Origin of the sequence: Rhodococcus sp. MEB041, from assembly GCF_030208955.1 — a bacterium.
In the GTDB taxonomy this organism is placed as follows: Bacteria; Actinomycetota; Actinomycetes; order Mycobacteriales; family Mycobacteriaceae; genus Rhodococcoides.
On the sequence record NZ_JARVSZ010000002.1, the window covers coordinates 913,596 to 937,191 of the forward strand.

24 protein-coding genes are annotated in these 23,596 nt (G+C 68.5%); 11 read left to right on the top strand and 13 right to left on the bottom strand.

Features of this window, described 5'->3' with window-relative positions:
• The first annotated feature begins 29 nt into the window (after positions 1-29).
• Positions 30-752, top strand: coding sequence for a hypothetical protein (locus QRN16_RS08265; protein WP_285185618.1), 723 nt, complete (start codon positions 30-32; stop codon positions 750-752).
• A gap of 74 nt (positions 753-826) precedes the next feature.
• A complete protein-coding gene (locus QRN16_RS08270; protein WP_027505731.1) occupies positions 827-1,258 on the top strand; it encodes an SRPBCC family protein in 432 nt (143 codons plus the stop codon).
• Positions 1,259-1,261: 3 nt separating this feature from the next.
• Here QRN16_RS08270 and QRN16_RS08275 read toward each other — a convergent pair whose 3' ends face one another.
• The gene (locus QRN16_RS08275; RefSeq protein ID WP_027505730.1) at positions 1,262-2,647 is read right to left on the bottom strand and encodes a glycine--tRNA ligase; all 1,386 of its coding nucleotides are present in this window, start codon (positions 2,645-2,647) and stop codon (positions 1,262-1,264) included.
• A gap of 202 nt (positions 2,648-2,849) precedes the next feature.
• Here QRN16_RS08275 and QRN16_RS08280 point away from each other — a divergent pair, with 202 nt between their 5' ends.
• Positions 2,850-3,197 (top strand): ArsR/SmtB family transcription factor, encoded by a 348-nt coding sequence (locus QRN16_RS08280; RefSeq protein WP_027505729.1) that lies wholly within the window; start codon positions 2,850-2,852, stop codon positions 3,195-3,197.
• Positions 3,194-3,598 carry a Fur family transcriptional regulator gene (locus QRN16_RS08285; protein ID WP_027505728.1) on the top strand — a complete coding sequence of 135 codons (405 nt, stop codon included), beginning with the start codon at positions 3,194-3,196 and terminating at the stop codon, positions 3,596-3,598. Before QRN16_RS08280 ends, QRN16_RS08285 begins: the two co-directional genes overlap by 4 nt.
• 1 nt (position 3,599) lies before the next feature.
• Here the strand turns inward: QRN16_RS08285 and QRN16_RS08290 are convergent, their stop codons facing one another.
• Genes QRN16_RS08290 through QRN16_RS08305 form a run of 4 tightly spaced genes read right to left on the bottom strand, consistent with a single transcriptional unit; the run spans position 3,600 to position 6,150 of the window.
• Complete coding sequence (locus QRN16_RS08290; RefSeq protein WP_027505727.1) at positions 3,600-4,004, bottom strand: hypothetical protein; 405 nt, start codon at positions 4,002-4,004, stop codon at positions 3,600-3,602.
• On the bottom strand, positions 4,001-4,807 hold the full coding sequence (locus QRN16_RS08295) for an isoprenyl transferase (RefSeq protein WP_027505726.1): 807 nt from the start codon (positions 4,805-4,807) through the stop codon (positions 4,001-4,003). Before QRN16_RS08295 ends, QRN16_RS08290 begins: the two co-directional genes overlap by 4 nt.
• On the bottom strand, positions 4,758-5,591 hold the full coding sequence (gene recO / locus QRN16_RS08300) for a DNA repair protein RecO (protein ID WP_027505725.1): 834 nt from the start codon (positions 5,589-5,591) through the stop codon (positions 4,758-4,760). The genes QRN16_RS08295 and recO overlap by 50 nt, the downstream gene beginning before the upstream one ends.
• 58 nt (positions 5,592-5,649) lie before the next feature.
• Positions 5,650-6,150 (bottom strand): SRPBCC family protein, encoded by a 501-nt coding sequence (locus QRN16_RS08305; RefSeq protein ID WP_056445781.1) that lies wholly within the window; start codon positions 6,148-6,150, stop codon positions 5,650-5,652.
• A gap of 139 nt (positions 6,151-6,289) precedes the next feature.
• Here QRN16_RS08305 and QRN16_RS08310 point away from each other — a divergent pair, with 139 nt between their 5' ends.
• Entirely contained in the window at positions 6,290-8,659 is a 2,370-nt protein-coding gene (locus QRN16_RS08310) for an FdhF/YdeP family oxidoreductase (RefSeq protein WP_027505723.1), read from the top strand.
• A gap of 54 nt (positions 8,660-8,713) precedes the next feature.
• Here QRN16_RS08310 and era read toward each other — a convergent pair whose 3' ends face one another.
• From era to hrcA, 7 genes are all read right to left on the bottom strand, one after another.
• Positions 8,714-9,622 (bottom strand): GTPase Era, encoded by a 909-nt coding sequence (gene era, locus QRN16_RS08315; protein ID WP_285185627.1) that lies wholly within the window; start codon positions 9,620-9,622, stop codon positions 8,714-8,716.
• Positions 9,609-10,946 carry a hemolysin family protein gene (locus tag QRN16_RS08320; RefSeq protein ID WP_285185629.1) on the bottom strand — a complete coding sequence of 446 codons (1,338 nt, stop codon included), beginning with the start codon at positions 10,944-10,946 and terminating at the stop codon, positions 9,609-9,611. Before QRN16_RS08320 ends, era begins: the two co-directional genes overlap by 14 nt.
• Positions 10,943-11,506, bottom strand: coding sequence for an rRNA maturation RNase YbeY (gene ybeY / locus QRN16_RS08325; protein WP_027505720.1), 564 nt, complete (start codon positions 11,504-11,506; stop codon positions 10,943-10,945). The genes QRN16_RS08320 and ybeY overlap by 4 nt, the downstream gene beginning before the upstream one ends.
• A gap of 52 nt (positions 11,507-11,558) precedes the next feature.
• Positions 11,559-12,578, bottom strand: a complete 1,020-nt coding sequence (locus tag QRN16_RS08330; protein WP_285186125.1) for a PhoH family protein — start codon at positions 12,576-12,578, stop codon at positions 11,559-11,561.
• A 335-nt stretch (positions 12,579-12,913) separates the two neighbouring features.
• On the bottom strand, positions 12,914-13,675 hold the full coding sequence (locus QRN16_RS08335; protein ID WP_027505718.1) for a 16S rRNA (uracil(1498)-N(3))-methyltransferase: 762 nt from the start codon (positions 13,673-13,675) through the stop codon (positions 12,914-12,916).
• 18 nt (positions 13,676-13,693) lie between these two features.
• A complete protein-coding gene (dnaJ, locus tag QRN16_RS08340) occupies positions 13,694-14,845 on the bottom strand; it encodes a molecular chaperone DnaJ (protein ID WP_027505717.1) in 1,152 nt (383 codons plus the stop codon).
• 73 nt (positions 14,846-14,918) lie between these two features.
• Positions 14,919-15,962 (bottom strand): heat-inducible transcriptional repressor HrcA, encoded by a 1,044-nt coding sequence (gene hrcA, locus QRN16_RS08345; RefSeq protein WP_027505716.1) that lies wholly within the window; start codon positions 15,960-15,962, stop codon positions 14,919-14,921.
• Between the two features lie 107 nt (positions 15,963-16,069).
• On the opposite strand from hrcA, the gene QRN16_RS08350 reads away from it, so the two are divergent.
• Positions 16,070-16,375: a type II toxin-antitoxin system VapB family antitoxin gene (locus QRN16_RS08350; protein ID WP_027505715.1), complete on the top strand. Its 306-nt coding sequence runs from the start codon at positions 16,070-16,072 to the stop codon at positions 16,373-16,375.
• Positions 16,376-16,382: 7 nt separating this feature from the next.
• Here QRN16_RS08350 and hemW read toward each other — a convergent pair whose 3' ends face one another.
• On the bottom strand, positions 16,383-17,558 hold the full coding sequence (hemW, locus tag QRN16_RS08355) for a radical SAM family heme chaperone HemW (RefSeq protein WP_056446332.1): 1,176 nt from the start codon (positions 17,556-17,558) through the stop codon (positions 16,383-16,385).
• Between the two features lie 298 nt (positions 17,559-17,856).
• On the opposite strand from hemW, the gene QRN16_RS08360 reads away from it, so the two are divergent.
• The 5 genes from QRN16_RS08360 to QRN16_RS08380 all read left to right on the top strand — a co-directional run bounded on the left by QRN16_RS08360 (position 17,857) and on the right by QRN16_RS08380 (position 23,595).
• Positions 17,857-19,557, top strand: coding sequence for a nitrite/sulfite reductase (locus tag QRN16_RS08360; protein WP_056445789.1), 1,701 nt, complete (start codon positions 17,857-17,859; stop codon positions 19,555-19,557).
• Between the two features lie 70 nt (positions 19,558-19,627).
• Complete coding sequence (locus QRN16_RS08365; RefSeq protein WP_027505713.1) at positions 19,628-20,359, top strand: phosphoadenylyl-sulfate reductase; 732 nt, start codon at positions 19,628-19,630, stop codon at positions 20,357-20,359.
• Entirely contained in the window at positions 20,356-21,282 is a 927-nt protein-coding gene (gene cysD / locus QRN16_RS08370; protein ID WP_222630395.1) for a sulfate adenylyltransferase subunit CysD, read from the top strand. Before QRN16_RS08365 ends, cysD begins: the two co-directional genes overlap by 4 nt.
• Entirely contained in the window at positions 21,282-23,039 is a 1,758-nt protein-coding gene (locus QRN16_RS08375; RefSeq protein WP_222630393.1) for a GTP-binding protein, read from the top strand. The genes cysD and QRN16_RS08375 overlap by 1 nt, the downstream gene beginning before the upstream one ends.
• A 73-nt stretch (positions 23,040-23,112) precedes the next feature.
• Entirely contained in the window at positions 23,113-23,595 is a 483-nt protein-coding gene (locus tag QRN16_RS08380; protein WP_222649326.1) for a hypothetical protein, read from the top strand.
• The last annotated feature ends 1 nt before the right edge of the window (position 23,596 follow it).

Here is a 23,596-nt window from a genome sequence, read left to right on the forward strand (position 1 = left end):
CACCGCCGCCGCCGGAGGTCCGTGCCCCCGTGAGCGCATCCGCCTACCGGAGCCGCGACGACGACGCGGTGGGCGGACAGCTTCAGGTGACGCTCACAGGCGCGTCGGAGCAGCCGGTCACCGTCCGGTCGGTCGCACTGCGTTCTCCCGGCTTCGAGACGGTCGACGCGACACCTCGCGAGATCACGCTCGACCGCGGCTCCCGCATCGACGTCACCGTGCCGTACGGAACAGCGCTGTGCGATGTCGGAGCGGAACCGGCGGCAGCGGTCGTCGAGACGAGTGACGACATCGCGGTCGAGGTGCCGCTCGCGTCGCAGAACGACACCCTGAACCGAATCCACGCCGAAGAATGTGCCGCCGCCGAACTCGCCGACATCGTCGCGGTCACCCTGGTTCCCGGCCCTCCACCGGCGGACCCCGCGGCGCCTCTGTCGGCGGTGCTCACCCTGGATCGCCGAGGCGGTGACGACCCGTTGCGCCTCGACGAGATTCGCGGCAGCCTCCTCTACGCGCTGAGCAGCGAGGAGGTGCCGGTCACGCTGGCGTCGGGAACAGCGAGCATCGACGTCCCGGTCACGCTGTCGACGGCGTCCTGCGAACCGCATGTCATCGCGGACGCCAGGAAGCCCTTCGTGTTCCCCGCGTGGATCGCAGTGGGTGACGGTGTGCCGGTCTACACCCGCATCCCGGTACCCGTGTCGGTGCAGCGCCAGTTGGTGGAGTACCAGCAGCGCGCATGCGCCAGGTAGCTCCAGATTGGACCGAGTCCGACGAGGGCATCCCTGCCCGGTACGCATCCTCGAGCTCAGGAGTCCGACACGCCATGGTCGATGTCACCCGCACCTTCACCGTCACCCGATCACGGGCGGACGTGGCCGCGTACCTGCGCGACTTCGCGAACGCCACCGAATGGGATCCGGGCACCGTGGAGTGCACGCAGTCCACGCCCGGACCGGTCGCAGTCGGCACGGAATGGAACAACACGTCGAAGCTGTACGGCATCTCGACCGAGCTGACCTACCGTCTCGAGGTCGACGAGCCCGGCCACATCGTCCTGAAGGGCACGAACAAGACGGCTACGAGCACCGACGACATCACGCTGAACGAAGCCGGCCCGACCTCCACCGAGATCACCTATCACGCGAACATCGAGTTCAACGGCCTCGCGAAACTGGCCGACCCGCTCGCCGGCATCGCCTTCGAGCGGGTCGGGAAAGAGACCGAGGAGCAGATGACCGCTGCTCTGCAGAAGTAGCGGTCAGCAGCCCAGCAGGCGGGTGGCGAGGTAGCCCTCGACCTGATCGAGGGCGATCCGTTCCTGTGCCATGCTGTCGCGCTCGCGGATGGTGACCGCATGGTCGTCCAGCGTGTCGAAGTCGACCGTGATGCAGAACGGGGTGCCGATCTCGTCCTGGCGACGGTAGCGGCGACCGATGGCGCCGGCGTCGTCGAACTCGACGTTCCAGTTCTGTCGCAGAGTCGCCGCGAGGTCCTTGGCCTTGGGCGTCAGGTCGGCGTTGCGGCTCAGCGGGAGCACGGCGGCCTTGACCGGCGCCAGACGACGATCGAGTCGCAGCACCGTCCGCTTGTCCACGCCGCCCTTCGCATTGGGCGCCTCGTCCTCGTGGTACGCGTCGACGAGGAAGGCCATGAGCGAACGAGTCAGTCCCGCAGCAGGTTCGATGACGTACGGCGTGTAACGCTCGTCGTTGGCCTGGTCGTAGAAGCTCAGGTCGGTGCCCGAGTGCTTCGAGTGCGTCGACAGGTCGAAGTCGGTGCGGTTGGCGACGCCCTCGAGCTCGCCCCACGCGCTGCCCTGGAACTCGAAGCGGTACTCGATGTCCACGGTGCGCTTGGAGTAGTGCGACAGCTTCTCCTGCGCGTGCTCGTACAGGCGCAGGTTCTCCGGGTCGATGCCCAGATCGGTGTACCACTTCATGCGGTAGTCGATCCAGTACTGGTGCCACTGCTCGTCCTCGCCGGGCTTGACGAAGAACTCCATCTCCATCTGCTCGAACTCGCGGGTGCGGAAGATGAAGTTGCCGGGCGTGATCTCGTTGCGGAAGCTCTTGCCGATCTGGCCGATGCCGAACGGCGGCTTCTTGCGCGACGTGGTGAGCACGTTGGCGAAGTTGACGAAGATGCCCTGCGCCGTCTCGGGGCGGAGGTAGTGCAGTCCGGCCTCGTCGTCGACAGGTCCGAGGAACGTCTTGAGCAGTCCGGAGAATGCGCGCGGCTCCGTCCAGGAACCGGGCTCCCCGGTCTCGGGATCACGGATGTCGGCTAGTCCGTTCTCCGGCGGGTGGCCGTGCTTCTCCTCGTACGCTTCGAGCAGGTGATCGGCGCGGTAGCGCTTGTGGGTGTGGAGCGACTCGACCAGCGGGTCGGAGAACGTCTCGACGTGGCCGGACGCCTCCCACACCTCGCGCGGCAGGATCACGGACGAGTCGAGACCCACCGTGTCCTCGCGGCTGGTGATCATGTTGCGCCACCACTGCTTCTTGATGTTGTCCTTCAGCTCCACGCCGAGGGGGCCGTAATCCCAGGCCGACTTGGTTCCGCCGTAGATCTCGCCACACTGGTAGACGAGTCCCCGGCGTTTGGCCAGGTTGGCGACGGTATCGATCTTGGACTTCGGTGCCACGGGGCCAGCTCTCCATCTCGGGTGGTCGGTAGTACTGCCGAGCGAGGGGGTGTCCCTCTGCTCGCGACACATCAGACTATCCGGCGACGTCCCGGCCTTCGAGCACCGGTGAGTTGACATGCACGTCCGCGCATATCAGAGTAGATGTCGAAAGTGGTTACTGTTTCCATTAAGCACCACCCCACAGTGCAGGAGGACCTTCATGAGCATCGACGACACGGTGGTCCCTCCCGCGGCTCCGAGCCCCGTTCCGCTGCCGTCCAAGGACGTGCTGGGCGGCGCGGGCGACCTGCTGCGTGCACTCGCCGCTCCGGTGCGCATCGCGATCGTGCTGCAACTGCGCGAGTCGGAGCGGTGTGTGCACGAGCTGGTCGGTGCACTGGGCGTCACGCAGCCCCTCATCAGCCAGCACCTGCGTGTCCTCAAGGCCGCGGGCGTCGTCCGCGGTGAGCGTGCCGGACGCGAGGTCCTGTACCGCCTGGTGGACGACCACCTCGCCCACATCGTCGTCGACGCCGTCGCCCACGCTCAGGAGGAGAACCACTCGTGACCGCTCCCCGCACCATCGGTGTGCGCTCGACCAAGCAGCGCAGCGCCATCTCCGAACTGCTGGAGACCGTCGACGAGTTCCGGTCGGCGCAGGAGCTGCACGACGAACTGCGCAAGCGTGGCGACGGTATCGGCCTCACCACCGTCTACCGCACCCTGCAGGCCCTCGCGGACGCCGGCACCATAGACGTCCTGCGGACCGATTCCGGTGAGTCCGTCTACCGCCGGTGCTCCGACGGTCACCACCACCATCTGGTGTGCCGCGACTGCGGCTTCACCGTCGAGGTGGAAGGTGCCGCCGTGGAGCGCTGGACCAAGTCGGTGGCGTCGAAGCACGGTTTCAGCGACGTCAGCCACACCGCCGAGATCTTCGGCACCTGCAGCGAGTGCGCCGCGCGATGAGTCACGGCACCAGGCCGACGCGCGCCTTCTCAACACCCGAGAGCACCAGGACGAGCATCGTCATGAGTGGTTCGTCGTCGAGACCCGACGCCGGGAACGTGTAGCGCATCACGACGTCGGCCTGCGACCCGTGCGTCGTGAGCGAGATCGAGCCGAACTGGGACTCGCTGTTGCGCACCGCCACTCGCGCCCGCAGCGTTCCCGACGACGGACGGTCCCAGGCCAGCACGGCCGTCAGAGCGAGCACCTCGAGTCCCGGACTCAGAGCGACCGCACGCAGCGAGCAGAGTGCGCCCGCGTAGCTGAACCCGAGCGATCCGTCGTCGCCCACGGACACGTCCGCGAACTGTCCGAGTGCCAGCCGGGCCCGGTCCTGCAGGGCCGCCACGATGTCCTGCTCCGTCATTTCACACCACCGAATCTGCGGTCACGCGAGGCGTACTCGACGCACGCGGCCCACAGGTCGCGGCGATCGAAATCGGGAAAGAGCTTCTCCTGGAACACCATCTCCGCGTACGCGGACTGCCAGATCAGGAAATTGGACGTGCGCTGCTCGCCGGACGGCCGCAGGAAGAGATCGACGTCGGGCATGTCCGGTTCGTCGAGGTACTTCGCGAAGGACGCCTCGGAGATCTTGTCGGGATCGAGCTGTCCGGCTGCTGCGCGACGGGCGATCTCGCGGGCTGCGTCCACGATCTCGGCGCGGCCGCCGTAGTTGACGCACATCGTCAGCGTCATGACGGTGTTGTCCTTCGTGAGCTCCTCGGCCGTCTCGAGTTCGTTGATGACGCTGCGCCACAGACGAGGTCGGCGCCCCGCCCAGCGGACGCGCACCCCCATCTCGTGCATCTCGTCGCGGCGGCGGCGGATGACGTCGCGGTTGAAGCCCATGAGGAACTTCACCTCGTCCGGGCTGCGACGCCAGTTCTCCGTCGAGAACGCGTAGGCGGACAGCCACCGCACACCGATGTCGATGCATCCGCAGACCGTGTCCATGAGGACGGCCTCGCCGCGCTCGTGACCGGCGGTGCGGGGCAGTCCGCGATCCTGCGCCCAGCGCCCGTTGCCGTCCATGACGAGCGCAACGTGGCGGGGAATCAGCTCCGGCTGCAGGATCGGCGCGCGGGCACCGGACGGGTGCGGATCGGGCGCGCGGACCTCACGCCGGGTGGGCTGCTCGCGTGGACTTCGACGGATCACGGGTCTCATCCTGCCCGACCGGAGTTTCTCCGGCAGGTGCGGACCCGGCGGTCCCGGACCCGCCACTGCGTTCGACGAACGGGAGCGTCCGCAGTTGCCGTTCGAGATGCCATTGCAGGTGCGCGGCCACCAGACCGCTCGCCTGCACGCGCATCGAGTCGGTCGACGCCTCGGTACCCGCCCAGTCGCCGCTCTGCAGGGCCGACATCAGGTCGAGCACACCCACCGAGGGTGTGCTGGACCCGGCGGGGCGACAGTGGGTGCACACCGCTCCCCCGGCGGAGACGTGGAACGCGCGATGCGGACCGGGCGCAGCGCACGTCGCGCACTCGTCCAGCGACGGAGCCCACCCGGCGAAGTTCATCGCCCGCAGCAGGAACGCGTCCAGCACCAGTTCCGAGTCGCGAGCCCCGGAGGCCAGGGTGCGCAGCGCGCCGACGGTCAGGTGATGCAGACGAGGCGCCGGAGCATGCTCCTCACCCGCCAGTCGCTCGGAGGTCTCGAGGACGGCGCACCCGGTGGTGTAGCGGCCGTAGTCGGCGACGATGTCGGACGCGAACGACTCGACGGTCTGTACCTGGGTCACGATGTCGAGGTTGCGACCGGGATACAGCTGCACGTCGATGTAGGCGAACGGCTCGAGCCGGGCGCCGAACTTCGACGTCGTGCGGCGCACGCCCTTCGCTACTGCGCGCACCAGTCCGTGGCGGCGGGTGAGGAGCGTGACGATGCGGTCGGCCTCACCGAGCTTGTGCTGGCGCAGGACGACGGCATGATCGCGATACGACCTCACACTCCACCTCTGCTCGCCGGCACCATGTCATTGTCCCACGCAGGACGACCGGGCGAGGTCAGGGAGCGCCGAGCTCGGCCTGCAGATTCGCCAGCGTCCGCGCGATGTTGCGGCGCTGGAAGGACGCGAAGGAACTGCCCCCGGTGGCCACCTTGTCGAACAGCGCGGCCACCGCGTCGGGCCACGGCCGATCGTCCGTCCACGTCTCGGTGACGCGGGTGCCGCCGTCCACGGGTGCGAAGCTGTACTCCCAGCTCGCGTTCCGTGCGCGGACGATCGGCTTGCCGGGTCCGATGACCTCGACCCGGAACGCGAACCGCCGTGCGGGATCGGCGGCCGTCACCACGCACCGCGTGCTCCACGTCGCCCGGCCGCGCTTGTTGCGGCCGACGAACGTCATACCCTCGTAGGTACCTCCACGGCGCGGCTCGTCCACCACCGCTCCCGTGTTCTCGGGGCTCCACCGATGCGTCTGCGTCGGATCGCTGACCAGTGCGTAGACCTCGTCGGGCGATGCCGCGACGTCGACGTGATCGGACACGGTGCGAGTTCTCGTCATGGCCTCACGCTAGGCGACGGGTACGGAATCGTCGGCGCGGGTAGACAGGAGTGGAAGCGCGTCGTCCGACCGGTCGTGTCGGCGCCGCGCACTACCCTCGACCAGAGGGGCACGCGCGACATGAAGGAGTGACGGATCGATGACACGCACACACGACTCTCGGGACTACGACGAGGCCGACCTGTCGATCGAGAAGCCGAAGACGCATGCCGCCGGTCCGACCGCCGTCGCCGTCTCGATGAAGCGCTCGCTCGAGCGCATGGGCCCGGTGCGGACAGCACGGACCCTGCTCGACCTGAACCAGGCCGAGGGCTTCGACTGCATGAGCTGCGCGTGGCCCGATCCGGATCCGGGTCACCGTCACGCCGCGGAGTTCTGCGAGAACGGCGCGAAGGCCGTCGCCGAGGAAGCCGACAAGCGCCGCGCCACCCCGGAGTTCTTCGCGCGCCACAGCATCGCCGACCTCGACTCGCACAGTGAGCACTGGCTCGGTCAGCAGGGACGCATCACGCACCCGATGGTCAAGCGGTCGGGCGGCACCCACTACGAGGCGATCGGGTGGGACGAGGCATTCGACCTCATCGGCGAGGAGCTGCGCTCGCTGCACCCGGACGAGGCCACGTTCTACACGTCGGGCCGCGCGTCGAACGAGTCCGCGTTCGTGTACCAGCTCTTCGTTCGCGCGTACGGCACCAACAACCTGCCGGACTGTTCCAACATGTGTCACGAGTCCACGTCGTTCGCTCTGCAGGAGTCGATGGGCATCGGCAAGGCCAGCGTCGTGCTCGACGACGTGTACGGCGCGGACCTCATCATCCTGGCCGGACAGAACCCGGGCACCAACCACCCGCGCATGCTGTCCGCGCTGGAGAAGGCCAAGCAGAACGGCGCCAAGATCCTGGCGATCAACCCGTTGCGCGAGGCCGGCCTCATCAACTTCAAGAATCCGCAGACCCCGCGCGGCATGGTGGGACCCGGCACCGATCTCGAGGACATGCACCTGCCGATCCGCATCAACGGCGACCTGGCGCTCTTCCAGGCCATCGGCAAGCTGCTGGTCGAGTGGGACGCCCTCGATCACGAGTTCATCGAGAAGTACACCAACAACTTCGATCTGTGGAAGCAGCACGTCTCGGCGGTCGACTGGGACGAGGTGGAGACGGTCACCGGTCTCTCCCGAGCCCAGATCACAGACGCAGCGAAGCTCCTGCGCGACTCGAAGGCCACCGTCTTCTGCTGGGCCATGGGCATCACGCAGCACCGCAACGCCGTGAACACCGTCAAGGAGATCACCAACCTCGCGTTCGCTCAGGGCAACATCGGTAAGCCGAACGCGGGTGTGCTGCCCGTGCGCGGTCACTCGAACGTGCAGGGCGACCGCACGATGGGCATCTGGGAGCGGGTACCGAAGCACTTCCTCGACGCACTCGAGAGCGAGTTCGGCTTCGATCCGCCCCGCGAGAACGGTCTCGACACGATCGACTCGATCCGCGGGATGCGCGACGGCAAGGTGAAGTTCTTCCTCGGTCTCGGCGGCAACTTCGCCCAGGCCACGCCGGACAGCACCGTCACCTTCGATGCCATGCGCAAGACGAACATGACGGTGCACATCTCGACGAAGATCAACCGCTCGCACCTCGTCACCGGGGACGTGGCGCTGATCCTGCCGACCAAGGGCCGCACCGAGAAGGACATCCAGGCCAGCGGGCCGCAGTGGATCAGCGTCGAGGACTCGACGTGCTCGGTGCACTCCTCCCGCGGTCCGCTCGATCCGCCGAGCCCGCACGTCAAGTCCGAGGTCGAGATCATCACGCAGATCGCGGAAGCCACGATCGGCGACCGCTACGGTCTCGACTGGAAGGGCATGCGCGACGACTACCGCACCATCCGTCAGCACATCTCGCGGGTGGTTCCGGGATGCCAGGGCTACGAGGTCAACGCTCGGCGCCCCGGAGGCTTCGTCCTCCCCCACCCGCCGCGGGACTCGCGGACCTTCCAGACGGAGTCCGGCCTCGCCGAGTTCTTCGTCTCGCCCATCGAGGCTCTGCAGGTGCCGCCGAAACATCTTCTGCTGCAGACGTTCCGGAGCCATGATCAGTTCAACACCACGATCTACGGACTCAGCGACCGGTACCGGGGAATCGAGGGCGGCCGCCGCGTCGTGTTCGTCAACCGCGGCGACATCGCGGAACTCGGCATGAAGGACGGCGACTTCGTCGACATCACCACCAAGTGGGACGACGACGACGTGGTGCGCGTCGCCGAGAACTTCCGGATCGTCGAGTACCAGACGCCCAAGGGGTCCGCAGCCGCCTACTACCCGGAGACCAACCCGCTGGTTCCGCTGGACTCGTCGGCGACCGACAGCAACTGCCCCACGTCGAAGTCGATCGTCGTCTCGTTGAGTCCGGCCAGGGCCGGCAGCCCGGGAGTGGGGCACGGCGGCCAGGACGCCATGCGCTCCGACGAGCACCACAAGACCCAGACGGAGCCTGAGCACCTGTCCTGAACCTGCACCCGGCTACCGTGTCGCGACGATCGATCGCGGCACGGTAGCGCGGGGTCAGAAGCCCAGCTTGCCCATCTGCTTGGGATCGCGCTGCCAGTCCTTGGCCACCTTGACGCGGAGGTCGAGGTAGATGCGGGTGCCGAGCAGCTTCTCGATCTGACCGCGAGCCGCGGTGCCCACGTCGCGCAGTCGGGCCCCACCCTTGCCGATGACGATCGCCTTCTGCGACTGACGTTCGACGTAGAGAATGGCGTGCACGTCCAGCATCGTGTCCGACCCCTCGCGGGGCCCGACCTCCTCGATGACCACGGCGAGGGAGTGCGGGAGCTCGTCGCGCACTCCCTCGAGCGCTGCCTCCCGGATCAACTCGGCCATGAGGGTCTCCTCCGGCTCGTCCGTCAGCTCACCGTCGGGGTAGAACGCAGGCCCGGGCGGCAGCACCTTCGCGAAGACGTCGACGACGACCTCCACCTGCTCGCCGGACGCGGCGGACACGGGGACCACCTCGCAGTCGGGACCGAGCAGGTTGGAGACGGCGATCAGCTGCTCCATGACGCGCTGCTTGGAGACCTTGTCGATCTTGGTCACCAGACCGACCAGCGCTGTCCTGCCCGCGTTGTGGCGGACCTGCTCCAGGATCCAGCGATCGCCGGGGCCGATCTTCTCGTCCGCCGGGATGCAGAGACCGATGGCGTCGACCTCCGAGTAGGTGTCGCGCACAAGGTCGTTCAGACGCTGCCCGAGCAAGGTCCTCGGCCGGTGCAGGCCCGGGGTGTCCACGAGGATCAGCTGCGCGTGGTCCCGGTGCACGATGCCCCGAATGGTGTGGCGTGTGGTCTGGGGCCGAGAGGACGTGATGGCGATCTTGGCCCCCACCAGGGCATTCGTCAGAGTGGACTTGCCGGTGTTGGGCCGTCCGACGAAGCACACGAACCCGGAGTGGAAATCGTCAGTCTCGGTCATGGTCGATCTCGTCTCTCTCGTCCGGCGACTCGGCGTCCTCGTCGTCGGAGTCCGGTTCGGGAAGCTTCTCGGCGGTCACGGTGCTCACGCGCACTCGTCCGCGCGCATCGGAGCCGCCCTCGGCCACCAGGATCAACCCGTGTGCCTCGACACGGGCACCCGGCAGCGGGACGCGCCCGATCTCGTAGGACAGCAGGCCGCCGACGGTGTCCACCTCGTCGTTGTCGATCTCGATGTCGAACAGTTCGCCGAGATCCTCGAGAGGAAGCCGGGACGACACCCGGAAGCGGCCGTCCTCGAGTTCCTCGATCGGGGCCACCTCGTCGGTGTCGTACTCGTCCGCGATCTCGCCGACGATCTCCTCGAGCACGTCCTCGATGGTGACGAGGCCGGCGACACCGCCGTACTCGTCCACCAGGACGGCCATGTGCTTGCGGTCCCTCTGCATCTCGGCCAGCAGGCTGTCCAGCGGCTTGGAGTCCGGGACGAACACCGCGGGACGCATGACCTCGTCGACACGCACGCTGCGGCCACCGTCGGACGACGTGTACGTCTGTTGCACGAGGTCCTTGAGATAGACGACGCCGAGGATGTCGTCGACGTTCTCGCCGATCACCGGGATCCGCGAATGCCCGCTCCGCACGGCGAGGGTGGTCGCCTGTCCGGCGGACTTGTCACGCTCGATCCACACCATCTCGGTGCGCGGCACCATCACCTCGCGTGCGGAGGTGTCGCCGAGCTCGAACACGGACTGGATCATGCGGCGCTCGTCGTCGGCGACCACGCCGCGCTCCTGCGCCATGTCGACCAGTTCCCGCAGTTCGATCTCGGAGGCGAAGGGACCGTTGCGGAAGCCGCGGCCGGGCGTGATCGCATTGCCGACGAGAATGAGCAACCGGCTCACCGGGCCGAGCAGGATGCCGATGGCGCGCAGCGGGTAGGACGACCCCAGCGAGATGGAGTACGCGTGCTGGCGGCCGAGTGTGCGGGGCCCCACGCCGATGACGACGTAGTCGACCACCACCATGACGCCGGCGGCGATGGCCAGCGCCTGCGCCGGCGCGAGCAGGTCCAGCAACGCTCCGGCGAGCAGAACCGTGGACCCGATCTCGCACAGGATGCGCAGCAGCACCATCAGATTGACGTACCGCGGACGGTCCTCGAGGATGCGGAGCAGTTCGCTCGCCCCGCCCCGAGATTCCTTCACCATCTCCTCGACGCGTGCGGAGGAGACGGTGTTGACGGCGGAGTCGATGGCGGCGAAGAGGCCACCGAGAGGGACGAGGACAACCGCGAGCACGATCAGTGCCGGAGCGCTGGTCACCGGGTCGACTCACCACCGGCATCGGTCCGGGGATTCGCGAAGCCGGTGCTGCCCAACAGTTTCGCGTCCCGCGCAGCCGACAGAGCGTCGCGCTCGGCCTGGCGCAGACTCTCGTACCAGTCCTCGAGGATGCTGTTCTGCAGGCCGAACATCTCCTTCTCCTCGTCCGGCTCCGCGTGGTCGTAGCCGAGGAGGTGCAGCACACCGTGCACGGTGAGGAGTGCGAGTTCGTGCTCGAGCGGGTGCCCGGCCTTCTCGGCCTGGTCCGCCGCGAACGACGGGCACAGCACGATGTCTCCGAGCATCGACGGACCGGGGTCCGGTGAGTCCGGGCGACCGCCCGGCTCGAGCTCGTCCATCGGGAACGACATCACGTCGGTGGGACCCGGCAGGTCCATCCAGCGCATGTGGAGATCGGCCATGGTGGCGGAGTCGACGAGGACCATGGACAGCTCGGCTGCCGGGTGCACGTCCATCTGCGCGATGGCGTAGCGCGCGACCGCGATCAGATCCTCTTCTCCGACGTCCATCCCGGATTCGTTGGAGACCTCGATGCTCATGCGAACACCGTACTAGTGCGCGGCGACGCCCCCGTGCCCGTGCACGCCCACATCAGTGGTGCGCGGCGCGGGGACCGCCACTGCGACGCGCAGCGCGGTTGGCGGACTTGGCGTCCGCGGCGTCGAAACGGTCGTAGGCGTCGACGATGTCGGAGACCAGTCGGTGCCGGACCACGTCGCTGCTGTCGAGCTTGGCGAAGTGGATGTCGTCGATGTCCACCAGGATCTCGGTGGCGGCACGCAGTCCCGAGCGCGATCCGCCGGGGAGATCCACCTGCGTGATGTCACCGGTGACGACGATCTTCGAGTTGAAGCCGAGGCGGGTCAGGAACATCTTCATCTGCTCGGCCGTGGTGTTCTGCGCCTCGTCGAGGATGATGAACGCGTCGTTCAGCGTGCGGCCACGCATGTAGGCCAGCGGTGCGACCTCGATGATGCCCGCCTGCATGAGCTTCGGGATGGCTTCGACGTCCATCATGTCGTGCAGCGCGTCGTGGAGCGGACGCAGGTACGGATCGATCTTGTCGTGCAGTGTGCCGGGGAGGAACCCGAGTCGCTCCCCCGCCTCGACGGCCGGGCGCGTGAGGATGATGCGGCTGACCTGCTTCGCCTGCAGAGCCTGCACCGCCTTGGCCATGGCCAGATAGGTCTTGCCCGTTCCGGCGGGACCCACGCCGAACACGATGGTGTTGGAGTCGATCGCGTCGACGTAGCGCTTCTGGTTCAGTGTCTTGGGCCGGATGGTCTTGCCGCGTCGGGACAGGATGTCCAGGCTCAGCACCTCGGCGGGAGACTCGCTCACGCCGCGGCTGAGCATCGCGACGGTGCGCCGCACCGCGTCCGGAGTGACCGGTCCGCCGGCGACCACGACGGCGGCGAGCTCGGTGAGCACCCGCTTGCCGACGGCGATGTCGGACGGTGCCCCCTCGAACGTGACGACGTTGCCGCGTACGTGGATCTCGGCGGAGAGCACCTGCTCGAGCGCCCGGAGGTTACCGTCGGCGGACCCGAGCAGAGGGAACATCACGGCGGGGTCGAGTTCGATGGACTCGGTCACACGCGCCTCGGTCAGAACCGGGCGTGAGGACTGCCGCTTCTGCGCGCGGGACGCACGAGTGGTGTCCTGCGCATCGTCACCTCTGGTGCCGACGAAAGGGATGTTGTCACTCACGTGGTGGCTATGGCCTTCTCTCGGGTTTCGATACTCGGTTCGCCGCGAACCTCTCACCACTTTAACGTCTCCCCCGAGAAGCGCATTCCAGTATGTCGCGCGCAACCCTCGTAGCTGCCCCTTCCCGCACACGGGCCGGGCGGCGCCAGGTGCTCCGGTTGCAACAACCTGCTCCGGTCGCGACAGGAGCGGGTTGCGGAAACCGGAGCACGTGCACCAGCGGCCCGCGCCGCAGATCAAGCAGGGGGCGCGCCGTCCCAGCGATCGGTCAGGACGCCGAGCGCGCCCAACGCCACGGCCGCCGCGGTCGATGTCCGCAGGACGGTCGGCCCCAGGAGCGCGGGCGTCGCGCCGGCACCGACGAGCATGTCGATCTCCGTGTCGTCGAGACCGCCCTCGGGTCCGACGACGAGCACCACCTCGGGTGCGCCGCGGAACGGGAGGTCCGCGAAGGCCCCGGGCGCAGCCTCGTGCAGCGCGACCACGATGCCCCCACGTGCGACGACGCCCTCGACCAGGCTGCGCACCATCCGAGTGTCGTGCAGGTCGGCGACGTCGGGAACGAAGGCACGCCGCGCCTGCTTGGCGGCCGCGGAGGCAGCGTTCCGCCACTTCGCGACACCTTTGACGGCTTTCGGGCCGTCCCATCGCGACACGCAGCGCAGCGACTGCCACGGCACGATCGCGTCCGCACCCGCCTCGGTCGCCGTCTCGACGGCCAGTTCCGAGCGCTCCGACTTCGGGAGCGCCTGGATCACGGTCACCGTGGGCCGGGGCGGCTCCGCGGTGGTGACGGAGAGCACCGTGAACGAGAGCCGGGCCTTCTCGACGCCGGTGACCTCGACGGCCGCGAGCGAGCCGCGGCCGTCCGACAGCACCAGCCGCTCACCGACGGTCGTCCGGCGCACCGTGGCCGCGTGCCGACCTTCGGCCCCGTCCAACGCGCCCGACTCCCCCGGAGACGGCAGCGGATCGAGGAAGTAGACGGTCGCCGCCACCAGTGGTCCCCCGCCCGATCAGCGACTGAAGGCGTCGCGCAGACGGGAGAACAGTCCCCCGGTGTGCTGCGATGCGGTGGTGACCACCTCGGCGTTGTCGCGTTCGCGGTGAGTGCGCAGTTGCTGCAGCAACTTGGTCTCCGTGGAGTCCAGGCGGGCCGGGACGACCACCTCGAGGTGCGCGTGCAGATCGCCGCGGACACCGCTGCGCAGCTTGGGCATGCCGTGACCGCGCAGGACCTGCACCGAGCCGGGCTGCGTGCCGGGGTCGACGGTGATCGTCGTGGGACCGTCGAGAATCGCGTCGACGCTGACGGACGTGCCCAGGGCGGCGTCCGCCATCGGCACGCGGATGGTGCAGTGCAGATCGTCGCCGTCGCGGACGAACACGTCGTGCGACTTCTCGACCACCTCGGCGTACACGTCACCGGCGGGACCGCCGCCGGGGCCGACCTCGCCCTGCGCCGCGAGGCGGATGCGCATCCCGCTGCCGACACCGGCCGGCACCTTCACGGCCAGTTCGCGGCGGGCACGCACGCGCCCGTCGCCGCCACACTTGCGGCAGGGATCGGGGATCGTCTCGCCCGCGCCGCGGCAGGTGGGGCACGGACGCGCCGTCATGACCTGTCCGAGGAACGACCGCTGGACCGACTGGACCTCGCCGGCACCGTTGCACGTCTCACAGCGGACCGGCGTCGAGTCGCCGTTGGTCCCGGAACCGGTGCACACGTCGCACAGCACGGCCGTCTCGACGGCGATGTGCTTGGTGACGCCGGTGGCGCACTCCTCCAGCGTCAGCGTGGTGCGCAGCAGCGAGTCCGAGCCGGGCTGGACGCGACCGCGGGGTCCGCGGGTGCCGCCGCCGTTGCCGCCGAAGAACGCCTCGAACACGTCGCCCAGTCCGCCGCCGAAGCCGGCACCGCCGAAGCCGCCTGCTCCGCCTCCGCCGCCACTCTCGAGCGGATCGCCACCGAGATCGACGATGCGTCGCTTCTCGGGATCGGACAGCACCTCGTACGCGGAGCTGATGTCCTTGAAGCGGGCCTGGGCCGACTCGTCGGGGTTGACGTCGGGGTGGAACTCACGCGCGAGTTTGCGATACGCGCGCTTGATCTCCTGGTCCGACGCCTTGTTGTCGACGCCCAGAGTTCCGTAATAGTCGCGTGCCACGTGTGTACTCATATCCTCTTGGTGGAAGGTGGGTCGGGAAAAGTTCGGGTGGGGCAGGTGAGTGCACCGGCCGTCATCGTTCGGCCAGCACCTCTCCGATGTATCGAGCAACAGCCGCGACCGACGCGATCGTTCCCGGGTAGTCCATGCGAGTGGGGCCGAGCACACCCATACCGCCCAGCACGTTGCCCGCCGAGCCGTAGCCGGTGGAGACCACCGAGGTGCCCCGCATCTCCGGGGCCATGGTCTCCTCGCCGATCCGGACGGTCACTCGGCCGGTGTCCTGGGTCGCCGCGATGAGCTTGAGCACCACGACCTGTTCCTCCAGCGCCTCGAGCACGGAGCGCAACGACCCCGGGAACCCACTGAGCGCGGCGAAGTCGGCGGCGTTGCGCGTCAGGTTGGCGGTCCCCCCGAGCACGAGCCGCTCCTCCGGGTGTTCGACGAGCGTCTCGACCAGCACGGTCGACGAGCGCACCACGGCGTCGCGCAGATCCTCGGGCGCCGTCTCGGCGAGTTCGGCCACCGCGGCCGACGCCAGGGCGAGACGCTTGCCCTCCAGCGCGCCGCCGAGCAGCGACCGCAGACGCGAGAGGTCCTCGTCGTCGATGACGTCGCCGAGTTCGACGATGCGCTGATCGACGCGGCCGGAGTCGGTGATGAGCACCAGCAACAGTCGCGCCGGCGTCAGGGCCACCACCTCGAGATGGCGGACCGACGACGCGGACAGGGTCGGGTACTGCACGACGGCGACCTGACGGGTCAGCTGGGCGAGCAGGCGAACACCGCGCCGCAGCACGTCGTCCAGGTCGACGCCGGTGTCGAGGAACTGCAGGATCGCCCGTCGCTCCGCCGCGGAGAGCGGCTTGACGTCGGCGATGCGGTCGACGAACTGCCGGTAGCCCTTGTCTGTGGGGATACGACCCGAGCTGGTGTGCGGCTGCGTGATGTAGCCCTCGGCCTCCAGCACGGCCATGTCGTTGCGCACGGTAGCGCTGGACACTCCCAGATTGTGTCGATCGACCAGTGCTTTCGATCCGATGGGCTCCTGCGTCGCGACATAGTCGGCGACCAGGGCACGCAGGACCTCGAAACGTCGATCCTCCGTACTCGACATCGCAACCCTCCTACGCTCGGGACCGGTGGCTGTGCGGGACCAGCCGATTCTAGTCGGCGACGCGCGGGTGCCCCATTCCGCTCGCCCGAGTCACTACTGTGACCGGTGTGATCTTCAAGGGAGTGCGCGACGGCAAGCCGTATCCGGAGCACGGTCTGTCGCTCCGCGACTGGTCCAAGATTCCGCCACGTCAGTTGCGCCTCGACGAGATCGTGACCACCACGAAGGTGCTCGAACTCGACCGTCTGCTGTCCGAGGACAGCACGTTCTACGGGGACCTGTTTCCCCATGCCGTGCATTACCACGGCGTCGTGTACCTCGAGGACGGCCTGCACCGGGCGGTGCGGGCTGCGCTGCGAAACCGTGTCGTCCTGCACGCGCGGGTGTTCGATTACGACGCGATCGGGGCCTGAGCGGCACTCACTCGAGAATGTCGCGCACGACCCCGTCGGCGAGCAACCGCCCACGGTCGGTGAGGACGTACCGATCGCCCAGACGGACGAGCAGTCCGTCGGACGCGATCGAGTCCGCACGGGCCACCTCGTCCGTCGACAGATCACCAGCGGCCATTCCCGCCCGCAGCCGCGCGGTCAACATGACACGTTCCATGTGTTGCTCGTCGCTCGTGAGAGATTCGCTGTCCGCGATCGGCAGCGCCCCGTTCGCCAGCGTCTCCGCGTATCGCGCCGGATGCTTGACGTTCCAGAACCGCGTCCCGTTCACATGGCTGTGTGCGCCGGGACCGATGCCCCACCAGTCACCGCCGTCCCAGTACCCCAGGTTGTGCCGGCACTCCGCACCGTCGCCCCGCGCCCAGTTGGACACCTCGTACCACCCGAAGCCGGCCGCGCCGAGACGCGCGTCGATCCGCTCGTAGCGCGACGCCAGCACGTCGTCGTCCGGAGCCGGGAGCTCGCCCCGGCGCACCCGTCTCGCCAGGGCCGTCCCGTCCTCGACGATGAGCGCGTACGCGGACACGTGGTCGACACCGGCGTCGAGCACCGCCGTCAACGACGCGTCGAGGTCGTCGTCACTCTCTCCCGGCGTTCCGTAGATGAGGTCGAGGTTCACGTGGTCGAACCCGGCCGCCGCCGCTTCCCGTGCCGCGTCCCCGGCGCGTCCCGGGGTGTGGGTGCGGTCGAGGATCGCGAGCACGTGCGGTGCCGCCGACTGCATGCCCAACGACACACGTGTGTAGCCGGCCGCGCGGATTCCGTCGAAGAAGGCCGGCGACGTCGACTCGGGATTCGACTCCGTCGTCACCTCGGCATCGGCCGAGAACGTGAAGGACGAGCGCGCGGCACCGAGGAGATCGGCGAGGCCGTCGGCACCGAGCAGCGACGGCGTTCCGCCGCCCACGAACACGGTGTCGACGCTGGGCACGCTGCCCGACTCCCGCGCGAACGTCGCCGCGGCGAGGTCGAGCTCGCGGCGCACCCCGTCGAGCCAGGACTGCGGTGACGCCGACGTTCCGAGCTCCCCGGCGGTGTAGGTGTTGAAGTCGCAGTAACCGCAGCGCGTCGCGCAGAACGGCACATGGAGGTAGAGGCCGAACGGCGCGGCCGGACGATCGACGAACGACTCGGGTGCGAGCACACCGACAGCGGGAGGAGCGAGTGGAACGGGGATCACCGGACCAGTGTCCTCCTCCCTCCTCGTCGACGCCCTGGTCGGGGGAGGCACCCGCGTCGTGGCAGAATGGGGCTCATGACAGTCGTGGAGATCATGCTCGTGGCTCGGCGCCACGTCGATCTCGCACGCGTCTGCAGCTGTCTGAGGCCGCTCGTCTGACCCTCCCGCCAGCCCGCACACCCCCCGGCCGGTCAGGGACGAGGTGTGCGGACCAGCCCTCCGAGACACCCCTTCCTGTTCGGCGCCCGACCTTGGAGCGCCCATGACGAACACCCCCGACACCGCTGCGCCGCGCGCACGGTCGACCCGTCCCGCCAAGCGGAGGTCCGAGGGCCAGTGGGCACTCGGCTACCGGGAACCGCTCAACGCGAACGAACAGAGCAAGAAGGACGACAACCCGCTCAACGTCCGCGCGCGGATCGAGAACATCTACTCCAAGCAGGGTTTCGACAGCATCGACAAGGCCGATCTGCGCGGGCGCTTCCGCTGGTGGGGGCTCTACACCCAGCGCGAGCAGGGCTACGACGGCACCTTCACGGGCGACGAGAACATCGACCTGCTCGAAGCGAAGTACTTCATGATGCGCATCCGCTGCGATGCCGGCGCACTCAGCGCGTTGCAGTTGCGCACTCTGGGTGAGATCTCGCAGGAGTTCGGCCGCGACACCGCCGATCTGTCCGACCGGGAGAACGTGCAGTACCACTGGATCGAGGTGGAGAACGTCCCCGAGATCTGGCGCCGCATCGAGTCGGTCGGTCTGAAGACCACCGAGGCGTGCGGCGACTGCCCGCGCGTCGTGCTGGGCTCCCCGCTCGCCGGCGAGTCGCTCGACGAGGTCCTCGATCCCACGCCCGCCATCGACGAGATCGTCGAGCGCTACATCGGCCGGCCGGAGTACTCGAACCTCCCCCGCAAGTTCAAGACCGCGATCTCCGGCCAGCAGGACGTGGTCCACGAGGTCAACGACATCGCCTTCATCGGGGTGAACCATCCCGAGCACGGTCCCGGCCTCGACGTCTGGGTCGGCGGCGGTCTGTCCACCAATCCCATGCTCGCGCAGCGGCTCGGGGTCTGGGTGCCGCTGCACGAGGTCGCCGACGTGTGGGAAGGCGTCGTCTCGATCTTCCGTGACTACGGGTACCGGCGTCTGCGCAACAAGGCGCGGCTGAAGTTCCTGGTCAAGGACTGGGGCGTGGAGAAGTTCCGGGAAGTGCTCGAGACCGAGTACCTGAAGCGGCCGCTTCTCGACGGCCCCGCCCCGGAGAAGCCGACCCGGCCCGTCGACCACGTCGGGGTCCAGAAGCTGAAGAACGGCCTCAACGCCGTCGGACTCGCCCCCATCGCGGGCCGCGTGTCCGGCACGATCCTGACGAAGGTCGCCGACGCGGCCGCGCGGGCAGGGTCGGATCGCATCCGGTTCACCCCGTACCAGAAGCTCATCGTCCTGGACATCTCCGACGAGAAGCTCGAGGACTTCATCGCCGAGATGGACGCGCTGGGTCTGCCGGCGCGGCCGTCCATCTGGCGCAAGAACCTGATGGCGTGCAGCGGCATCGAGTTCTGCAAGCTGTCCTTCGCCGAGACCCGCAAGCGTTCGCAGGTGCTCGTCCCCGAACTCGAGCAGCGGCTGGCCGACGTCAACGCGCAACTCGACGTCCCCATCACCGTGAACATCAACGGCTGCCCCAACTCGTGCGCTCGTTCACAGGTCGCCGACATCGGGTTCAAGGGCCAACTGGTGGACGACGGTGACGGCGGACAGGTGGAGGGCTTCCAGGTCCATCTCGGTGGAAGCCTCGGCTTCGACAGTGCCTTCGGCCGGAAGTTGCGCCAGCACAAGGTCACCAGCGCCGAGCTGGGCGACTACATCGACCGGGTCGTCCGCAACTTCGTCAAGCAGCGCGACGAGGGCGAGCGGTTCGCGCAGTGGGCCGTACGCGCCGACGACGCGGATCTGCAGTGAGCGAGCACGGGAATCGCGTGTCCCGCCCTCGCGTTGTCTCCTGGACCGTCCGCCCGCGAAAGGTTGTCTCATGAGCGTCGCCACCCATCGCCACCTGACCGAGTCCGAGCTCCGCGCCATCGCCGAGCGGGGTGCGCGGGAGATGGACGGCGCCTCGGCGGACGAGCTCATGCGCTGGACCGAGGACACCTTCGGCGACGACTACATCGTCGCGTCGAACATGCAGGACGGCGCGCTGGTCCATCTGGCCGCGCAGGTGCATCCGGGTGTCGACGTGCTCTTCCTGGAGACCGGCTACCACTTCGCCGAGACCATCGGTACTCGTGACGCCGTCGAGTCGGTCTACGGGGTCAACGTCATCGACGCGAAGACGACCGTGTCGGTGGCCGAGCAGGACAGGCTCGAGGGCAAGGATCTCTTCGCCCGCGATCCCGCACGCTGCTGCGCACTGCGCAAGGTCGTGCCGCTGAAGCGTGAGCTGGCGAACTACAGCGCCTGGGTCACCGGCATCCGCCGCGTCGAGGCACCCACGCGCGCCAACTCGCCGCTGATCTCCTTCGACGAGGCGTTCGGCCTGGTGAAGATCAACCCGATCGCGGCGTGGTCCGACGACGAGATGCAGTCCTACATCGACGAGCACGGCATCCTCGTGAACCCGCTCGTCGACGAGGGCTACCCGTCGATCGGGTGCGCACCGTGCACGGCCAAGCCCGCTCCCGGAGCGGACCCGCGCAGCGGTCGCTGGGCCGGCAGCACCAAGACCGAGTGCGGACTGCACTCGACCGAGGAAGGAACCCGATGACAGCCGCCACGAGCGTGGACGTCACCCACGTCGACGAGCTCCGGGCACTCGAGGCCGAGTCCGTGCACATCATCCGCGAGGTGGTGGCCGAGCTCGAACGACCCGTACTGCTGTTCTCGGCGGGCAAGGACTCCATCGTCCTGCTCCGCCTGGCGGAGAAGGCGTTCCGCCCCTCCCCCGTTCCCTTCCCGGTGATGCACGTCGACACCGGACACAACTTCCCCGAGGTCATCGAGTTCCGCGACCGACGACTCGAGGAGGGCGGCCATCGCCTCGTCGTCGCGTCCGTCCAGGAGTCGATCGACTCCGGTCGCGTCCGCGAGGTCGGCGGGTCCTCCGGCTCACGCAACCGTCTCCAGACCCGGACGTTGCTGGACGCGTTGGAGGAGAACAAGTTCGACGCCGCCTTCGGTGGTGCGCGGCGCGACGAGGAGCGTGCGCGCGCCAAGGAGCGTGTGCTGAGCTTCCGCGACGAGTTCGGCCAGTGGGATCCGCGGGCCCAACGCCCCGAGCCGTGGTCGCTGTACAACGGCCGCATCAAGCGCGGTGAGCAGGTCCGCGTGTTCCCGCTGAGCAACTGGACCGAGCTGGACATCTGGCGGTACATCGAGCTCGAGCAGCTCGAACTGCCGTCCATCTACTTCGCCCACGAGCGCGAGGTGTTCGAGCGCGACGGCATCCTGCTCGCCACCTCGGAGTTCACCTCCCCGACCGAGCACGAGACCGCTGCCGTCGAGATGGTGCGCTACCGCACGGTGGGCGACCTCACCATCACCGGCGCCGTGCGCTCGCACGCCACCGACATCGCCGGGGTGATCACGGAGATCTCCGCGGCCACCGTGTCCGAGCGCGGCGAGACCCGCGCCGACGACCGCACGTCCACAGCCGCGATGGAAGATCGCAAGCGCGAGGGGTACTTCTGATGACCATCACCAATCCGCTTCCGGTGTCGGACGTTCCGGTGTCCCCGGCTCCCACCGCCCCGCGTCAGCTGCTGCGCATCGCCACGGCCGGCTCCGTCGACGACGGCAAGTCCACCCTCATCGGGCGGCTGCTGCACGACACGGACAGTCTTCCGCTCGATCACCTCGACGCCGTGACCGACGAGGAGGGCGTGGCCGACCTCGCCGCCCTGTCGGACGGTCTGCGTGCCGAGCGCGAGCAGGGCATCACCATCGATGTCGCCTACCGCTTCTTCTCCACGCCGAGTCGCAGCTACGTCCTCGCAGACACCCCGGGACACGAGCGCTACACGCGCAACATGTTCACGGGAGCCTCCAACGCGAACGTCGCCATCCTGCTCGTGGACGCCCGCGCCGGCGTGTTGCGGCAGACGCGTCGTCACGCCCGGATCGCGACGCTCGTGGGTGTCGACCGCCTGGTGGCGACCGTCAACAAGATGGATCTCATCGACTTCGACGAGTCCCGCTTCCGTGACGTCGAGCGCGAGCTCGCCGACCTCGGTGCCCGCCTCGGCACGGAGATTCTGGTCATCCCGATCGCGGCGAAGCTGGGCGACAACGTCGTTCGGCCGTCCTCGACCATGCCCTGGTACACGGGCCCCACTCTGCTCGATCACCTCGAGAGCATCGACCTGGTCGCTCCCGCACCGGTCGCCACGGAGCTGCGGTTGCCCGTGCAGTGGGTCTCTCGCCCCACCGACGGCGAACGCCGTCGGTACACCGGCCGGCTGTCCGCCGGCACCGTGCAGATCGGCGACTCGATCGTCGCGCTGCCGTCCGGATCGCGCAGTGTGGTCACGGCGCTCGACACGCTGGACGACGCCCGCGACGTCGCCGTGGCTCCGCTCAGCGTCTCCGTCGAACTGGCCGACGACATCGACGTGGCCCGCGGCGACGTCCTGGTCAGTGGCGAGCCCGACGCCCACCTGCCCACGCTCGCACGGGAATTCGATGCCACCGTGTGCTGGCTGGCGGAGGCACCTCTCGGTGTCGGCGACCGACTGGCGATCAAGCACACCACCACCACGGTGCGCGCGACGGTGCAGCGCATCCACTCGCGACTCGATCCGGAGACGCTCGACGAGCATCCCGGCTCGGAGAACCTGTCGCTCAACGACATCGCACGGGTGACGCTGCGGACCAGTGCGGTGATCGTGACCGACGACTACGCGGACAACCGCGACTCCGGTGCGTTCATCCTGCTGGACGAGCACACGAACGACACCGTGGCCGCGGGCATCATCGAGGGGTCCCGCGCGGTGCTCGACCGCTCGGACACCCCGTCCTGGGTTCCGTCGTCGATCACCCGCGACGAGCGTGTCCGCCGTACCGGTCAGCACGGTGCGACGATCTGGCTCACCGGCCACCCGTCCTCGCACAAGGCCGCGGTCGCCGTCGCGCTCGAGGACGCACTGACCGCCTCCGGTCGCACCGCCTACATCGTCGGCGGTGACAACGTCCGCGGAGTCCTCGACATCGACGCCGCAGCCGGAACCCGCGCCGCGACGGTGCAACTCGCCCGGTTGGCCCGGTTGTTCGCGGATGCCGGAGTGGTCGCGATCGTGCCCATCTCGTCGGCGGACGGCGAGGATCTCGCTGCCGCGCGAGTCGAGATCGCTGCGGCCGGGATCCCGGTCACCGATCACCACGTCGATGCCGACGACACCGCGACGCCGGCCGAGGTCGCGGCAGCCGTGCTGCGCGCATCGAACGCGTAAGGAAGAGACGCCCCCGCGTCGAGACGACGTCAGGAACCGCCGACGACGGCAGTGGAGCATGCAGGGTCGAGTCATGACCTTGCGTGAACTACTGCCGTCGCTGTCGTCTCCGGACGATGCTCGTGCGCTGTGGCCCGGGGAGATTCACACCCACGGGGGCAGGCTGTGTGTCCGAAGCGACGGGCGCGCCGAGACGTTCCTCGACGATCTGTGCGACGAGTACGGCGACGCCGTGGCCGTCCGAGCGGGCACCGCGGTGGTCACGGTGACCCGAGTCCGGTCGGTGGACGTGTACCGAGGGCTCCTCCGCGTCGTCACGACCGGTGCCGACTCGGGTGTCGCCCCGGTGTCCGTCCGCCTCGCCTCGCGCCATCCGGTGTGCCGACCGGTTCCGTGTTGCCTCTGCACCCGGTCGGGGCGCTGCGTGTGCCCCGCGCTCGACCTGCCGTCGGACATCCACGCCGGCGACGTGCTGGCGATGGTCACGCGATGCGGTGATCCGGCGTTCCGTGGCCCGACCGTGTGTGTCCGGTCGGGGTGCGTCGAACGCGCGTGAG

Excerpts from the sequence above, each read along its gene's own strand:
- QRN16_RS08305 (WP_056445781.1), bottom strand. The coding sequence starts at position 6,150 with ATGACGAGAACTCGCACCGTGTCCGATCACGTCGACGTCGCGGCATCG.
- QRN16_RS08280 (WP_027505729.1), top strand. The coding sequence starts at position 2,850 with ATGAGCATCGACGACACGGTGGTCCCTCCCGCGGCTCCGAGCCCCGTT.
- QRN16_RS08365 (WP_027505713.1), top strand. The coding sequence starts at position 19,628 with ATGAGCGTCGCCACCCATCGCCACCTGACCGAGTCCGAGCTCCGCGCC.
- ybeY (WP_027505720.1), bottom strand. The coding sequence starts at position 11,506 with ATGAGCATCGAGGTCTCCAACGAATCCGGGATGGACGTCGGAGAAGAG.
- QRN16_RS08310 (WP_027505723.1), top strand. The coding sequence starts at position 6,290 with ATGACACGCACACACGACTCTCGGGACTACGACGAGGCCGACCTGTCG.
- QRN16_RS08295 (WP_027505726.1), bottom strand. The coding sequence starts at position 4,807 with ATGAGACCCGTGATCCGTCGAAGTCCACGCGAGCAGCCCACCCGGCGT.
- QRN16_RS08380 (WP_222649326.1), top strand. The coding sequence starts at position 23,113 with ATGACCTTGCGTGAACTACTGCCGTCGCTGTCGTCTCCGGACGATGCT.
- QRN16_RS08360 (WP_056445789.1), top strand. The coding sequence starts at position 17,857 with ATGACGAACACCCCCGACACCGCTGCGCCGCGCGCACGGTCGACCCGT.
- QRN16_RS08270 (WP_027505731.1), top strand. The coding sequence starts at position 827 with ATGGTCGATGTCACCCGCACCTTCACCGTCACCCGATCACGGGCGGAC.
- era (WP_285185627.1), bottom strand. The coding sequence starts at position 9,622 with ATGACCGAGACTGACGATTTCCACTCCGGGTTCGTGTGCTTCGTCGGA.
- cysD (WP_222630395.1), top strand. The coding sequence starts at position 20,356 with ATGACAGCCGCCACGAGCGTGGACGTCACCCACGTCGACGAGCTCCGG.
- hrcA (WP_027505716.1), bottom strand. The coding sequence starts at position 15,962 with ATGTCGAGTACGGAGGATCGACGTTTCGAGGTCCTGCGTGCCCTGGTC.
- QRN16_RS08375 (WP_222630393.1), top strand. The coding sequence starts at position 21,282 with ATGACCATCACCAATCCGCTTCCGGTGTCGGACGTTCCGGTGTCCCCG.
- QRN16_RS08290 (WP_027505727.1), bottom strand. The coding sequence starts at position 4,004 with ATGACGGAGCAGGACATCGTGGCGGCCCTGCAGGACCGGGCCCGGCTG.